Annotated in this window: 13 protein-coding genes and 1 rRNA gene; 11 read left to right on the top strand and 3 right to left on the bottom strand. The window is 33.6% G+C overall.

What is annotated here, in order from left to right:
* Positions 1-48 precede the first annotated feature (48 nt).
* The 8 genes from BMZ76_RS06565 to BMZ76_RS06530 all read left to right on the top strand — a co-directional run bounded on the left by BMZ76_RS06565 (position 49) and on the right by BMZ76_RS06530 (position 6,659).
* The gene (locus tag BMZ76_RS06565; protein WP_091204168.1) at positions 49-867 is read left to right on the top strand and encodes a MotA/TolQ/ExbB proton channel family protein; all 819 of its coding nucleotides are present in this window, start codon (positions 49-51) and stop codon (positions 865-867) included.
* An 88-nt stretch (positions 868-955) separates the two neighbouring features.
* Positions 956-1,555 (top strand): ExbD/TolR family protein, encoded by a 600-nt coding sequence (locus BMZ76_RS06560; RefSeq protein ID WP_396230391.1) that lies wholly within the window; start codon positions 956-958, stop codon positions 1,553-1,555.
* Between the two features lie 19 nt (positions 1,556-1,574).
* Positions 1,575-2,123, top strand: a complete 549-nt coding sequence (locus tag BMZ76_RS06555; RefSeq protein ID WP_091204164.1) for an ExbD/TolR family protein — start codon at positions 1,575-1,577, stop codon at positions 2,121-2,123.
* Between the two features lie 38 nt (positions 2,124-2,161).
* Positions 2,162-2,956: an energy transducer TonB gene (locus BMZ76_RS06550; RefSeq protein WP_091204160.1), complete on the top strand. Its 795-nt coding sequence runs from the start codon at positions 2,162-2,164 to the stop codon at positions 2,954-2,956.
* Complete coding sequence (locus BMZ76_RS06545) at positions 2,956-3,186, top strand: hypothetical protein (RefSeq protein ID WP_091204157.1); 231 nt, start codon at positions 2,956-2,958, stop codon at positions 3,184-3,186. The genes BMZ76_RS06550 and BMZ76_RS06545 overlap by 1 nt, the downstream gene beginning before the upstream one ends.
* Positions 3,187-3,189: 3 nt before the next feature.
* Positions 3,190-4,110 (top strand): PstS family phosphate ABC transporter substrate-binding protein, encoded by a 921-nt coding sequence (locus BMZ76_RS06540; protein WP_091204155.1) that lies wholly within the window; start codon positions 3,190-3,192, stop codon positions 4,108-4,110.
* Between the two features lie 10 nt (positions 4,111-4,120).
* Positions 4,121-5,800, top strand: coding sequence for a tetratricopeptide repeat protein (locus BMZ76_RS06535; protein ID WP_317615056.1), 1,680 nt, complete (start codon positions 4,121-4,123; stop codon positions 5,798-5,800).
* 226 nt (positions 5,801-6,026) lie between these two features.
* Complete coding sequence (locus tag BMZ76_RS06530; protein WP_091204153.1) at positions 6,027-6,659, top strand: 7-carboxy-7-deazaguanine synthase QueE; 633 nt, start codon at positions 6,027-6,029, stop codon at positions 6,657-6,659.
* Positions 6,660-6,735: 76 nt separating this feature from the next.
* Here BMZ76_RS06530 and BMZ76_RS06525 read toward each other — a convergent pair whose 3' ends face one another.
* Both BMZ76_RS06525 and BMZ76_RS06520 read right to left on the bottom strand, forming a co-directional pair.
* Positions 6,736-7,278 carry a YfiT family bacillithiol transferase gene (locus tag BMZ76_RS06525; protein WP_091204151.1) on the bottom strand — a complete coding sequence of 181 codons (543 nt, stop codon included), beginning with the start codon at positions 7,276-7,278 and terminating at the stop codon, positions 6,736-6,738.
* A gap of 1 nt (position 7,279) precedes the next feature.
* Positions 7,280-8,011 (bottom strand): class I SAM-dependent methyltransferase, encoded by a 732-nt coding sequence (locus BMZ76_RS06520; protein WP_091204149.1) that lies wholly within the window; start codon positions 8,009-8,011, stop codon positions 7,280-7,282.
* A 92-nt stretch (positions 8,012-8,103) separates the two neighbouring features.
* On the opposite strand from BMZ76_RS06520, the gene BMZ76_RS06515 reads away from it, so the two are divergent.
* Positions 8,104-8,598 (top strand): YkgJ family cysteine cluster protein, encoded by a 495-nt coding sequence (locus BMZ76_RS06515; protein ID WP_091204441.1) that lies wholly within the window; start codon positions 8,104-8,106, stop codon positions 8,596-8,598.
* A 49-nt stretch (positions 8,599-8,647) separates the two neighbouring features.
* On the opposite strand, the gene BMZ76_RS06510 is transcribed toward BMZ76_RS06515, so the two are convergent.
* Positions 8,648-9,781 carry an exo-beta-N-acetylmuramidase NamZ family protein gene (locus BMZ76_RS06510; RefSeq protein ID WP_091204439.1) on the bottom strand — a complete coding sequence of 378 codons (1,134 nt, stop codon included), beginning with the start codon at positions 9,779-9,781 and terminating at the stop codon, positions 8,648-8,650.
* A gap of 196 nt (positions 9,782-9,977) precedes the next feature.
* On the opposite strand from BMZ76_RS06510, the gene BMZ76_RS06505 reads away from it, so the two are divergent.
* Both BMZ76_RS06505 and BMZ76_RS06500 read left to right on the top strand, forming a co-directional pair.
* Positions 9,978-11,204 carry an ABC transporter permease gene (locus tag BMZ76_RS06505; protein WP_091204146.1) on the top strand — a complete coding sequence of 409 codons (1,227 nt, stop codon included), beginning with the start codon at positions 9,978-9,980 and terminating at the stop codon, positions 11,202-11,204.
* Positions 11,205-12,249: 1,045 nt separating this feature from the next.
* A 16S ribosomal RNA gene (locus tag BMZ76_RS06500) occupies positions 12,250-12,447 on the top strand; the annotation flags it as partial.

The following is a 12,447-nucleotide window of genomic DNA, read 5'->3' as shown; positions in this document are numbered from 1 at the left end:
TTAATATAACTAAGATAATTTATTTAAAACTATTAAAATTAAAAAAAAATGGCAAACGTTAAAAAAGAAAAAGCAGCAAACGGAGGAGGAATGATTTCAGGAATCATTATTGTAGCATGTATTTTTGTTGGATGGTTAATTTGGAATTTTATAATGGGTAATGGCGCTAATTTCGAAGGCGGAGTTAATACAGGTCATCCATTGCCAGGGAATATGTTAGCAATGGTTTACAAAGGAGGTCCAATTGTACCGGTATTGTTAGGGTTATTATTAATGGTTGTTGTGTTTTCATTTGAGCGTTATGCTGTAATTTCAAAAGCGGCAGGTACAGGAAATCTTGATCAATTTATGACAAGCGTACAAAATGATATCAAAAGCGGTAATATTGAAGGAGCTATTGCTTCATGTGACAAACAAAAAGGTTCTGTTGCAAACCCAATAAAATCAGCTTTATTGAAATATCAAGAAGTGAAAAGAGAAGGTTTAGATAGCGAAGCTGCTGCTGAAACAATTCACAAAGAAATAGAAGAAGTTACTTCATTGGAAATGCCAATGCTAGAAAAACACATGACAATTCTTTCAACTATGGTTTCATTAGGAACACTTGCAGGTTTGTTAGGAACGGTTACAGGTATGATTAAAGCATTTAGTGCTTTGTCTGCTGCTGGTACTCCTGATCAAGCTGCACTTGCAAATGGTATATCTGAAGCTTTGATTAATACAGCCACAGGTATCTCAACTTCTGCTTTAGCAATTGTTGCTTACAACTTCTTTACGTCTAAAATTGATACTTTGACTTATTCTATTGATGAGGCAGGTAACACAATTGTAAATACTTACAGACACTTCAGAAGTACACAAAAATAATTAATAATTTAATTTACAAGAAAGTAGTTTCTCTTAATTGGCTTCTATTTTCTTGTAAATTTAAAAAAGAATATTGATGGCTATAAAAATGAAGAAAAAAGCAGGGTCTACGGATATGACTGCTATGTGTGACGTCGCTTTTCTTTTGTTGTCGTTCTTTGTAATGACTGCAACAGCTAAGATACCGGAAGCATTGCCGGTAGATACGCCTGCGTCAACGGTTCAATCTAAGTTGCCAGAAGATAATTTAGCTACTATAACTGTTGGAAAAGGAAAAGTGTTTTATGACTTAAAAGGTAGAGAAGTTCGTAAGGAAGCTCTACAATTAATGGGACAGAAATACGGTGTTGAATTTACTGAAAGTGAAGTTGAAACTTTTGCTTTAATGGAAGGTGTTGGTGTACCAATTTCTAATTTGAAACAATTGATTGGAATGAAAACTTCTGACAGAAATAAAGCTGGTGTTCAACCGGGTGTGCCAAAAGATTCTCTCGACAATCAGTTGAAAGAGTGGATTTACAATTCTCGTATTGCAAACATAAAAGTGAACGATAAAGAATTGCAAATCGCAATCAAAGGTGATGCAAAAGAAGAATATCCTGCAATTAAACAAGTAATGGATATCTTGCAAGATCAGAAAATCAATAGCTTCAATCTAGTTACTGGTTTAAGAGCAACAGAAAAATAACTAAAAAAAATACACTAAAATGGCTGAATTAAATACTGGCGACGGTGATGGCAAAAAAAGTGGTAAAGTAAGAAGTAAAAAATCAAACTCAAAAGTAGATTTAACTGCTATGGTTGATTTAGCTTTCTTGTTGATTACTTTCTTTATGCTAACTACTACGTTGTCTAAACCACAATCCATGCCTTTGGGTTTACCAGATAAGGATGATGACCCTTCTAAAAATAAAGATATTAAAGTTGATGAAAATCGTACTTTAACAGTTTTATTAGGGGATAATGATAAGATGGTATACTACATGGGATTGTTAGCAACTCCTATTGCAGGTCCAAAAGATATTTCTTATGGTAAAGAAGGGATTCGTAAAGAGTTGCTGAAAAGAAAAAAGTCAGTAGTTGAGTATACGGGTAATAAAGATAAAGGTTTAATAGTTATCATCAAACCAAGTAAAAAATCAAATTACCGTAACTTAGTTGATATACTTGATGAAATGGCAATAGTAGGAGTGCCTACGAATGCTATTGTAAATGATTTTTCACCAGAGGAACTAAAATTGTTAGAAGGTAAATAAGGATTTCTTATTACTCAATAACCTAATAATTAAGAAAAATGAAATTAGATATATTCACAAACCAATGGCTTGATATTGTGTTCGAGGGTCGTAACAAAGCTTATGGAGCTTACGAGTTAAGAAAGTCAAATAACAAGACTGCAGTTAGAGCACTTATTTTTGGTGCAATTGTATTTGCAGTAGCAGTAAGTATGCCATTAATATTAAGTTTACTTCCTGATTCTACAGAGGCAGATGAAACTTTAGATACTAAAATCGTTAGTATCAAGTTACCACCAAAAGAAGAAATTAAGAAAAATATACCACCTCCGCCACCACCACCACCAAAAGTGGATCAGGTAAAATTTGTTAAACCTGTGGTTGCAAAAGCAGATGAAGTTACTGAAGAACCGCCAAAAACTGTCGAAATTAAAGATAAGAAATTAGGTGCTGAAACTATAAAAGGAGATCCAGATGCTGTTTTAACTGTTGAACCAGTTGGTACTGGAACTGCCGCAGTAGTAGAAGAGGTTGATAACCAGATTTATAACACTGCTGGTATTGAAGTTAAACCTGATTTTCCTGGAGGTATCGAGAAATTTTACAAATTTGTAGGTAGTAATTATGTAACTCCTGAAGAAGAAGGGTTGAAAGGTAAAGTTTATGTAACTTTTGTAGTTGAAAAAGACGGCTCCTTAACTGACATTAAAGTAATTAGAGATATTGGTTACGGAACTGGAAAAGAAGCTATTCGTGTCTTGAAAAAATCACCAAGATGGTCTCCTGGGGTACAAAATGGTAAACCGGTTCGAGTACTTTATTCGTTACCAATAACCATTCAATCTGCAGAGTAATGCTGAGTAACATACTTAATAATATTAAGAAGAAATCGCTCAGAGAGCGATTTCTTCTTGTTTTAGGAATTTTGTTTTTTCTGGTTTATCTTGTTTTAGGTTTATTCATTATCTTTATGAAGAATTTTCCTTTAGATATGCAGCCTATTTATAGAGTCGCTTTTGGTGTTCTGCTGATTGCTTATGCTTCGTTTAGATTCTTTAGGATTATTAATGATAATAATGATTAGGTTATGAAAAATTCTGCTAAACTTCCGTATTTGATTTTCTTCTTAGCAATCGCTTTTGTAGTTTCTTGTAATCAAGGAAATAAATCAAAAGAAGAAGAAACTATTTTGAAAGGCTCAGCATCTATCTATGTAGATGAAACTTTAACTCCAATTATTGAGGATCAAGTTGCAGTATTCGAGAATAAATATGAGGCTAAAATTAGCCTGATCTCAAAATCAGAATCGGAAACAGTTAATTCTTTATTTAATAAAAAAGGTGTAATAGCAATTTTATCCAGAAACTTGACGCCTGAAGAACTTGAAATTTTTAAACAAAGAAAAATTAACCCTAAGATTACACCTTTTGGTACCGATGCAGTTGCTTTTGTTGCTAATAGAAATAGTCAAAACTCTCTTATAGCTTTAAATGATGTTATCAGTTTTATGCAAGGAAATCCAGTTTCCTCAATTAAAGGTTTAGTTTTTGATAACTTAAATTCAAGTACGGTTCGTTATTTGAAATCGTTGGCAGGGATTAAAACGATTCCTGAAAAGGGTGTTTTTTCATTTAAGACAAATGATGAAGTTATAAAGCATGTTTCAGCCAATGACGGAATGATAGGTGTGGTGGGCGTCAATTGGCTTTCTCAGCCAAAACCGGATATGCAAAAGTATGTTGATAACGTAAATACTTTAAGTGTAAAAGGAGTGAACGGAGATAACTACTATTTGCCTTCACAAAACAATATCGCAGAAAAAAAATACCCTTTGGCACGTGATTTGTATATAATAAATTGTCAAGGATACTCTGGATTAGGAATGGGGTTTGCCTCATTTGTTGGTGGAGATATCGGGCAAAGGATAATTTTAAAATCTGGATTGTTACCTGTACGTATTCCTACAAGAAAATTTACAATAACGAAAAGTCAAAATGATGAAAAATAAATTAACTACAATGAAAATGAATAAATTTACAACTTTTAGCGTTGCCTTAATGGCCTCTGCTTTTACGACACAAGCACAAGATATTAATCAAGCTAGAAAAGCTATCGACGCGGAGCAGTTTGAAAGTTCAAAATCGATTTTAAAATCAATTATTAAAGCAAAACCTTCTAATGGAGCGGCTTTCTTTACTTTAGGAAATGTTTACCTTACTCAAAGTGTAGAGGATTCGGCTAAAATTTATTTTCAAGAAGGATTGAATGCGTCTGAGAATGCTAAACTAAATTATATCGGTTTAGGTCAGATGGATTTAAATAAAAATGATCTTACTGGTGCACAAGCTAAATTTGCATTGGCCACCAAAGACATGAGAAAAAAAGATGTTCAAGAATTTGTTTATGTAGCCAGAGCATATATGAATGCAAACAAACCTGATTATAAAGGGGCTATTGCAATTTTGACTCGTGCAGCAATAAACAATTCTCAAGATGCACAATTGCAACTTGCATTAGGTGATGCATATTATGGTGATGGGAAACAAAATGAAGCTTACGTAGCGTATAGAAGTGCTTTTCAATTAGATAATACTTTATTGAGAGCTAAAATGCAATTAGGTGTTTTGTTAAAAGGTGCTAAATCTTATGATGAAGCTTCAAAAGCGTACAATGAAGTAATTGCTATAAATCCCAATTATGGTCCAGTTTACAGAGAATTAGCTGAGACCTATTATAAAATAGCACGTAATAAGCCATCTCAAGCTGCTGTTAATTATAAAACGGCACTAGGGTATTATGATAAATACATGTCATTAACTGATTACTCTATTAATTCTAGAATGCGTCGTGCCGATTTTCTTATTTTGATAGAAGATTATGTGGCTCTTGAAGCTGAAGCTAATAAAATGATTGAGTTAGACAAAGTTAATCCAAGGATTTACCGTTATTTAGGTTATGCAGCTTATAAAAATGGAAATGTGGATGTTGCTATTAAATCTTTAGAGAGTTTTATCAATGCTCCAGCGAATAAACCGATTGCTTTAGATTATTTATATTTAGGATTAACAAAAATCAAAAAAGGAACAAGTGCTGATGGTTTATCAATTGATCCAGCTGCTTTTAGTGCAGGTTTGACAGATGTGAAAAAAGCCATTGAAATGGAACCTCTAGCGGTACAAGATTTAAGTGAAGTTGGTAAAAAATTATTTACACAAAAACTTTATAATGAAGCTGCAGCAATATTTGAATTTGGAGCAAATACTAAAGAATCTTCAAATTTACTTGATGACAATGTGTATTATGGTTTAGCAAATTATTATGCGAACACTAACAAAGGAAAAGATGTAAAAGTTGATGTTGTCGCTTTACAAAAAGCAGATGCAGCTTTCGAAAAAGTTTTGGTAGCTTCACCAAGCTACCTAGAAGCTTATCTATACAGAGCAAGAACAAATAGATTGCTTGAAAAAGATGATGCAATGGTAAAAAATTATGAAGATTATGTTGCCAAAACGACTGAGTTAGGAGCAGCGGAGTTAGCAAAACCAGCAGTTAAGACGAAGTTTATCGAATCTTATAATAATATGGCCGCAAGTTTCGCTAACACTGATACAACTAAAGCTAAAGAATATTTTAAAAAAACATTAGCATTAGACCCGGCGAATAGTTATGCTTTAGAATCTTTAAAAATTTTAAAATAATAAAGATTTAAACATTTAAAATGGAAAACCGATAGTCTAGTGGCTATCGGTTTTTTTGTGATTAGTATTTGAAGGCAGTAATTTTTTGCGATGATTTATATTCTCGTAACTATTGATTTCATTAAGTTGGTAAACTTTTTCGGTGCTTTCAAAGTTTCTTATATTAGTCACTGTTTTCAAATTATCTCTTTTCAAATTAACTATCTTTGCACTTTAAAATAATAGAATGTTATCAAAAGAAATACAGTTAGAAGTTAATAAAGGCGCCATGCTGCCATTAATGGAAGAGTTCTATACCATTCAAGGAGAAGGGTTTCATACAGGTACTGCTGCATACTTCATTAGAATAGGTGGATGTGATGTGGGTTGCCACTGGTGCGATGTGAAAGAAAGTTGGAATGCAGAATTACACCTACCGACAGCAATTGACTTAATTGTAGCAAATGCCAGTAAATATTCAGAAACTGTTGTGGTAACTGGTGGTGAACCATTAATGTGGGACATGTCTTTGCTGACGCAAAAGTTAAAAGAAAACAATAGAAAAGTTCATATAGAAACTTCTGGGGCGTATCCTCTTACTGGATATTGGGATTGGATTTGTTTGTCTCCCAAAAAAAATAAATTACCAACACAAACGGTTTACGATAACGCACATGAGTTGAAAGTGATTATTTTCAACAAGCATGATTTTATTTTTGCCGAAGAGCAAGCGGAAAAAGTGAATAATAATGCGATTTTATTCTTGCAGCCAGAATGGAGTAAAAAAGAAGAAATGACACCGCTTATAGTAGACTATGTAATGAACAATCCCAAATGGCGCGTTTCATTGCAGACTCATAAATATTTGAATATTCCTTAAAAAATAAAAAATCCCAAATGCTGTTTAAAACTGTATTTGGGATTTTTCTTTTAAAGTAAAAATGTAGACATGAGAATCACCAGCCTTTGTTTTTTTTTAATTCCGTGATATGTGCTAAATGATGGTTGCCATGCCATGCATATGTTCCAATTATTTCCTTTATTTGAAATACCGCGTTTGCATCAGGGTGAATAAAAGATTTTTGTAGATCAGCTTCTGATAATCCATTCATTAAATACGCCAAGCGAAAGTGTAAACCTTCCAGAAAAGAAAGAGTAGGTTGGATAGGCATGGTTAAATTATCATCTAATTCAGCCCAACGATCTTCATGATAAAATTTTATTATGGGATGATCCTCGGTCAGCGTCCATTTAATTCTAATAAAACAATTCATGTGACTGTCAGCGCAATGATGAATCACTTGTCGAATTGTCCAACCACCTTGACGATAAGGTGTTTCGAGTTGGGCCTCGGTTAAATGAATCACTTCCTTTTTCAATTGTTCAGGGAAACTTGCAATTTCAGCTATTTTAGCAGTGAGATACGTGGTGGAGTAACTTTCCGGTACGATAAATTTTCCGATTGGATATCGTAATTTTTCTAATGTAATATTTTCCATACTATAAAATATTGTTTATAATCGAAAGTCTTGCTAAATAGTCATAATGTTCCCCTTCGAGAATTAACTCGCTTTGTAATCCATTGGCGAAAGCCGCGTTTTGCAAAGTGTTGTAATCCATGTAAAGCCAAGGAAATTGGTCCTCTTTTTCGTTTTTATAACGTATTGTAAAAGTCAATTCGCCATAATAACCACTGCTGGGAATCCATTTGCCACCATCTTCATCATTATCAAACATGTAAATGATATCCGAAGAATCTATAAGAATTTGTCCGTTTGGATTAAGTAAGCTTCTTAGTTTTATTAAAAATTTAGTGGTATCTTTTAGTGTTCCAAATATGCCTGTACCATTCATTAATAATAAAATAGTGTCAAATTTATTTTGAGGATTAGTAGAATCCATTTCAAGAATATTTTGAACTTGAACATTTTTCAATCCACGAAGTTTACAGGCTTCAACTGCATTTTGAGAAATATCAATCGAATGAACATCGAAATTCCTTTCGTTTTGTAAATACAAACTATGACTTCCGGCGCCACAGCCTACATCTAAAATTTTCCCCTTCGCAAGTATTAAGGCTTTCTGTTCTAGTTTTGGCATTTCGGCATAAGAACGAAATAAATATTCAACGCTCATTTCATCTTCTTCTGAAATTGAGGTTTCCGTGATTAAATCTTCTGGGGAATTATTAGTTTGAAAATCAAGTATGGCTTTGCCAAAAAGGTCTTTCATTATAGTTGATGTGTTAATTTAGTTATTTGTTGATTTGTTTTAAGTAATTTCGCGACATGTTTTATCGAATAAACGAAAAAACAAACCTGCGAATGAACACTATTTTAAACAATCTTCCTAAAGAAGCCAAAGATAAGCATATCGAAAATAAAAAGTATTTTGATAAGCTGAAAAAGAAGACGCCAAAGAATTTGGATTACATAATGGAAGATTTGCATATCGCCGAATTCAAGAAAACAGATTGTTTAAAGTGTGCGAACTGCTGTAAAACCACAGGACCATTGTTTACAGATGCAGATATTGAACGTGTTTCAAAATATTTGCGTCAAAAACCAAAAAAGTTTATTGAGCAATATCTTCGCATCGATGAAGACAGGGATTATGTGTTACAAAGTGTGCCTTGTACTTTTTTGGATAAGGAAAATGCCTGTTTGATCTATGATGTTCGCCCAAAAGCATGCAGAGAGTTCCCGCATACGGATAGAAAAAAGTTTCAACAAATCACGGACTTAACATTGAAAAACGTAGCTATATGTCCAGCTGCTTTTAATATTGTCGAAGAAATGAAAAAGAAGTTGATTCTTTAAAAATTTTATACATCGTATTCCTCTTCTTTGAAGAGTACTGGGATGAGGATTAATAAATCAAATATTTCGATCTCATTTCCTTAAACTGAACTGACCCGTTCCTCCAACTTTCTCTTATTTTATTTTCCGGCATTCTTGCTTCGATTTGCAGTTGTAATTTTTTAGTTCCTGCGAGTTTTGTAAAAAAAGGATTGAAGAATTTTGATTTGTCAGTTGTCGACCTGTAGGCTTCAATCAACCATTTTAGTTCCAGTCGATTTACCTTCGTAGTCGCAGATAAATCTTCTCCGTAACATTCGATGCCATTGTAAACGGGATTTTGTGCGCCAAAATTTGGTTTCGGAATAAAACTAAAAGTACTTTTCGGTAAATATGGAGAGCCATAAATTTGAAACTGTAGTTCAGTTCCTCGTCCTACACTTACATTTGTACCTTCAAAAAGACATAAACTTGCATATAAATTAACGGCTTGATCATTTGGAAGATTTGGTGAAGGTTTTACAGGTAAATTATATTTCATTTCTCGTGTGTATTCAATGCATGGAATAACAGTCAACCTGCATTGTATACTATTTTTCAGCCATCTCTCACCATTAACCATTTTTCCATATTCTCCAATTGTCATTCCATGAAGTAAAGGAACTGGATGCATTCCCACGAAACTGGTGAATGATTGTTCAAGAATTGGACCGTCAACAATACTTCCGTTAGGATTTGGTCGGTCAAGAATCAAAAGCGGAATATTATTTTCAGCACAGGCTTCCATTATATAATGTAACGAAGAGATATAAGTGTAAAATCGTGCGCCTACGTCTTGCAAATCAAAAACCATAATGTCGATTCCTGAAAGTTGTTGTGGTTTTGGTTTTTTATTGTCACCATAAAGCGAAATAATTGAAAGTCCAGTTTTAGAATCTTTACCGTCAACGACATGTTCGCCCGCATCAGCAGTTCCGCGAAAACCGTGTTCTGGTGCAAATATTTTTTGGATGGTTATGTTTTTTTCTAAAAGAAAATCTACTAAATGTATTTTATTAGAGAGAATACCGGTTTGATTTGTTACAATTCCAATTTTCTTGTTTTTTAACAATGGTAAATAGTTATTATAATTATCTGCTCCGGTTTTTGTCCTTATTTGTAAATTGGTATCAGCCTTGTCTAAATTCGATTTTATATTTCCCATTGTATCGGTTTTATTGGCAGAACAGGAAGTTGAAATGATTATCAGAAATATTAAACGAAAAGATATTTTAAAAAATGAGTTCATATATAGGTTCAAATAAAATTAAGGTCAATTAGTGTAATTCGTGTTTTAGCTGTATTTTTGGCTTAAGCAACGCAGACTGGCGAAGCAAATCCAAATTAGAAAAGTAATTAAATTGAATTTAGAATATTTCATCGCCAAACGTCTTATTACTGCTAAAGATTATAAAAGTAGCATTTCTGCTCCAATTATAAAAATCGCTATTTCAGCAATTGCCATCGGTATGATTATGATGATTGTTTCAGTAGCAACCGGAATTGGGCTGCAGCAAAAAATTCGAGAGAAAGTTTCGGCTTTCAATGGACATATCATTATTTCAAATTACGATAACAATCAATCTGAAGTGACATTAGTTCCAATTTCTAAAAAACAGGATTTTTATCCAAAGTTTACGTCAGTTCGTGGAGTAGAACATATTCAGGCCATTGCCAGTAAAGCTGGTATTATTAGAACCGAAACCACTTTCGAAGGAATTGTCTTCAAAGGCGTGGGAACTGATTATAAGTGGGACAATATTAAGGAATACATTGTTGAAGGTAGAATTCCAAATAACAAAGGAAAGTTAAATGAAGAAGTTGTGATATCTCAGTTTATTGCAAATCGGTTGAATTTAAAAGTTGGTGATGCATTCAACACTTTCTTTATGAAAGAGAAAGGGTATAACCTGAGGTATTTTGATGTTGTTGGGATTTTCAATTCTGGTTTTCAAGAATTCGATGCTACCTATATAATAGGAGATATTCGTCACATGCAGCGTATCAATAAATGGACCCCTGATCAAATAGGTGCTTTCGAGATTTTTGTGGATGATTTTAATGCTATAGAATCAATTGGTGAGCAGGTTTATGCACAAACAGCATCAACGTTGGATACTAAAACTATAATCGAGAAATACAGTTATATATTTGAATGGCTGCAACTATTCGATTTCAACATCTTTGTTATATTAGTAGTTATGATTCTTGTCGCCACAATCAATATGGTAGTAGCTTTATTAGTGCTGATTCTCGAGCGAACCCAAATGATTGGAATTCTAAAAGCGTTAGGGGCTAATAATTGGTTAGTACGAAAAATATTTCTGTACAACGCCTTCTATCTTATAGTAAGAGGACTCTTCTGGGGAAACCTAATCGGTATCTCATTATTGTTAATCCAACAACAATTTGGTATAATCCAACTTCCACCAGAGAACTATTACGTCAATCAAGCGCCAGTTTATCTAAATTGGGGATACATTCTTTTATTAAACCTGCTTACCGTGACCGTTTGTTTCCTGATACTATTAATTCCTTCCTATATAATAACCAAAATTTCACCAGTCAAAGCCATACGTTTCGATTAGATTTTTATTTGGGCGTTACCGTTTATAAAAAAGAGGCTATTATCGATATCGATAATAGCCTCTTTTTTATAAACGGTCGGGCTATTCACTGCAAGTCCTCGCAAAACTCCATTTCATTTCGTTTTCCTGTGGGCTTTTCGCTGCTATCCCTAACGCGAACCTCGGTAATCTATAACTTGTTGTTGTTTTTACGAATATTATGATACCTTACATATAGGAGTGAAAAAGTAACAGTACAATTTAGCACTATATAAGGTATGGGACAAAACCATTAGTTAGTTTAATCAATGTTCGAATAATGGCACGAAAGTAACATCTGTAGGAGCAAAGTATACTGATGAGCTATAAATAGTGCAATAATGCTTGAATTCATCAAGATTCTATAAATAGGAAAGGATAGTAAAAAGCGATCTATCCGCAATGAAATTGGCTATTTTGACAAGAAAACGAGTTTAAGGTATATTTGATTGTAGATTTGTTTAAAAAACTTGTTCTTTCAAAAAACATGATATCAGTTAGTTAAAGATAAAGTTAAGAAAAGGTCAAAAAAAAGTGTTTAAAAAGCTTGAATAACCCAATAAAGGGTGTAGTTTTGCACCCGCAATGACGCAGACGTTCTTTTACAGACTGGCAAGTACAACGAATTAGATTAGAGAATTTATTTTCTAAAAAAGATTCGATAAAGCTTGTGAGAATAGAAAACGGATGTTACATTTGCACCCCGCAAAACAAGCAAAGTTCCTTGACAGATTGATAAGAAAAGCAGAAGCAAATGAGATAAAAATTATTTCAAAAAAACTTCAAATTTTTCTTGTCAGTTAAAAAGAAAGTTGTACTTTTGCACCCGCTTCCAGAGAGACACAATGTGAATCAAACGAAGAGAAAAGCAGATAAGAACACGTTCCTAGACATATTGAATTGACAGCCGTTTTAAGAGAGATCTTAGAACAAAAGAATAAGAGTAATAGAATCGAGAGATTTGAAAAAACCACTAGAATTTAGTCGAATAAACAAAGAGAACAGATTTATCTGAACTCAACAATATACGATGAAGAGTTTGATCCTGGCTCAGGATGAACGCTAGCGGCAGGCTTAACACATGCAAGTCGAGGGGTATGCTTCTTCGGAAGCAGAGACCGGCGCACGGGTGCGTAACGCGTATGCAATCTACCTTTCACAGAGGGATAGCCCAGAGAAATTTGGATTAATACCTCATAGTATAGCAGTTTCGCATGAAACCACT

Origin of the sequence: Flavobacterium xueshanense (genome assembly GCF_900112975.1) — a bacterium.
GTDB lineage: Bacteria > Bacteroidota > Bacteroidia > Flavobacteriales > Flavobacteriaceae > Flavobacterium > Flavobacterium xueshanense.
The sequence above is the reverse complement of the archived record's forward strand: the minus strand, read 5'-3'. Positions and strand labels throughout refer to the sequence as shown.